Here is a 1,961-nt window from a genome sequence, read left to right as displayed (position 1 = left end):
TCCCGGTCCATCCGTTCTTCCGTTTCTGACCGATCGCCCACTTCTTCTATACGACGAGCTTCCATAACCACCCGTCGTTCATTAGGAAATTGACGTTGCAACTCCCCAGCAACATCCTGTTGGCGCTGCTCTTGCCCATGTTCCGTTGTGAAGGGTCTGGATGACGTCGAGGGCCCACGAGAACCATGATCACCACCAAAGGTGGGCATACCTTTTCGTGGCGGAGATTTCCGCCCTGTGCCTTGGATGCTTTTCCCCAAAAAGGACACCAAAGCAAAGCCAATCACGATCAGGATATACAAATGTTCAAAGATCCAGCTGATAAAGTTCATTACTCACCACCTAGCTGCCGTAATTCATCGGCTATGTCCCGTTATTAATCCCGGTTCTTGTTATCATTCCCCGAGTTCTCATTCGGTTTGCCTAAGGAGCCACGCATTTGCGTATCCGCCTCAATATTTTTCAAATTCATATAGTCCATGACGCCAAGTTTCCCGCCACGCAGTGCTTCAGCCATTGCCAGCGGCACTTCGGATTCGGATTCCACCACACGTGCTCTCATTTCTACGACACGTGCCTTCATTTCCTGCTCCTGCGCTACAGCCATCGCACGCCGCTCTTCTGCTTTTGCCTGCGCAATACGTTTGTCGGCTTCCGCCTGCTCTGTTTGCAGAAAAGCACCGATGTTTTTACCTACATCAACGTCCGCAATATCAATGGACAAGATTTCAAATGCTGTCCCGGCATCCAAACCTTTGGACAATACAGTTCTCGAAATTGAATCCGGATTCTCCAGCACGTCCTTATGCGAATTACTGGAACCTACGGTTGTAACGATACCTTCACCGACCCGTGCAATAATCGTTTCTTCTCCGGCACCCCCGACGAGTCGATCAATGTTGGCACGCACGGTAACACGAGCTTTAACCTTCACTTCGATACCATCCTTGGCGACCGCTGCAACAGTAGGTGTCTCAATAACACGCGGATTAACGCTCATTTGGACCGCTTGCAGAACATCCCGTCCCGCAAGGTCAATCGCTGCCGCACGTTCAAATTCAAGCGGAATGTTAGCACGCTGGGCAGCAATCAACGCATTGATCACTCGGTCTACATTCCCTCCTGCGAGAAAATGGCTTTCCAGCTGGTTAATGTTCAATCCCAGACCCGCCTTGGTTGCCTTAATGAGCGGATTGACAATTCGGCTTGGCGTGACGCGCCGTAACCGCATAGCTACCAGCGTAATGATGCCAATACGCACACCCGAAGCCAATGCTGAAATCCACAGCATCACCGGGAAGAAACTGAAAAATACGCTCAATACAATAATCACTACAACGGCAATCAGCAAAACGCTGACAATACCCGATTCGAACACTCGCATCATCCTCCATTAATCTAATTCTTTGTTATTTACTTGTTTAGACGCTAGTGTCAGCCTTGACCACAATTCGCCCACCTTCTACTTTGGATACTATAATCGGCATATCTGTAGCAATAAACTCGCCGTTCGTTACAACATCGACTCGCTCATCAGCGATCAGCACCGTTCCGGCTGGACGAAGTGGTGTCAGACTGACACCCCGTTGACCTAATAGCATTTCCCTGTTCACAACTGAAGAAAAGCCTTGTTCAGCCGTTAAACTTTCTTTAAGTATAAAACGGTTCCATATCCCTCGGTCCTTGAATACAACCGCGATAATCGCCACAACAGCAACCGCAGCTGCAAAGGCAATGCCCAAAGATATAAACGCATGCTGCATGTTGTATGCTGCCCGAACAACTCCGGCGACAAGGCTGACTGAACCCAAAATGCCCAAAATACCAAAGCTTGGGATGAACATTTCAAGTATAAGCAGAGCCAGACCGATAATAAACAACAACCACGTCTCCGAACCTGCAAAACCAGCGATATAATTGCCGAAAAAATACAAACCAAATCCGAGTATGCCCAAAATTCC

The 1,961-nt window shown here is 48.7% G+C and carries 2 protein-coding genes and 1 pseudogene; all 3 read right to left on the bottom strand.

Annotated elements, in window-relative coordinates; translation table 11 throughout:
• Positions 1-332, bottom strand: a pseudogene (locus GRP75_RS25670) (hypothetical protein); the annotation flags it as partial.
• A gap of 44 nt (positions 333-376) precedes the next feature.
• Positions 377-1,384, bottom strand: a complete 1,008-nt coding sequence (gene floA, locus GRP75_RS25665; RefSeq protein ID WP_043922497.1) for a flotillin-like protein FloA — start codon at positions 1,382-1,384, stop codon at positions 377-379.
• 37 nt (positions 1,385-1,421) lie between these two features.
• Positions 1,422-1,961, bottom strand: a 540-nt coding sequence (locus GRP75_RS25660) for an NfeD family protein (RefSeq protein ID WP_272917243.1), incomplete at its 5' end; no start/stop codon positions are given.

The sequence above is a fragment of the Paenibacillus sp. OT2-17 genome (assembly GCF_009827695.1).
GTDB classification, from domain to species: domain Bacteria; phylum Bacillota; class Bacilli; order Paenibacillales; family Paenibacillaceae; genus Paenibacillus; species Paenibacillus polymyxa_B.
The sequence above is the reverse complement of the archived record's forward strand: the minus strand, read 5'-3'. Positions and strand labels throughout refer to the sequence as shown.

What these genes read in the sequence shown, in the direction of transcription:
- floA (WP_043922497.1), bottom strand. Translation starts at nt 1,384, where the DNA reads ATGCGAGTGTTCGAATCGGGTATTGTCAGCGTTTTGCTGATTGCCGTT.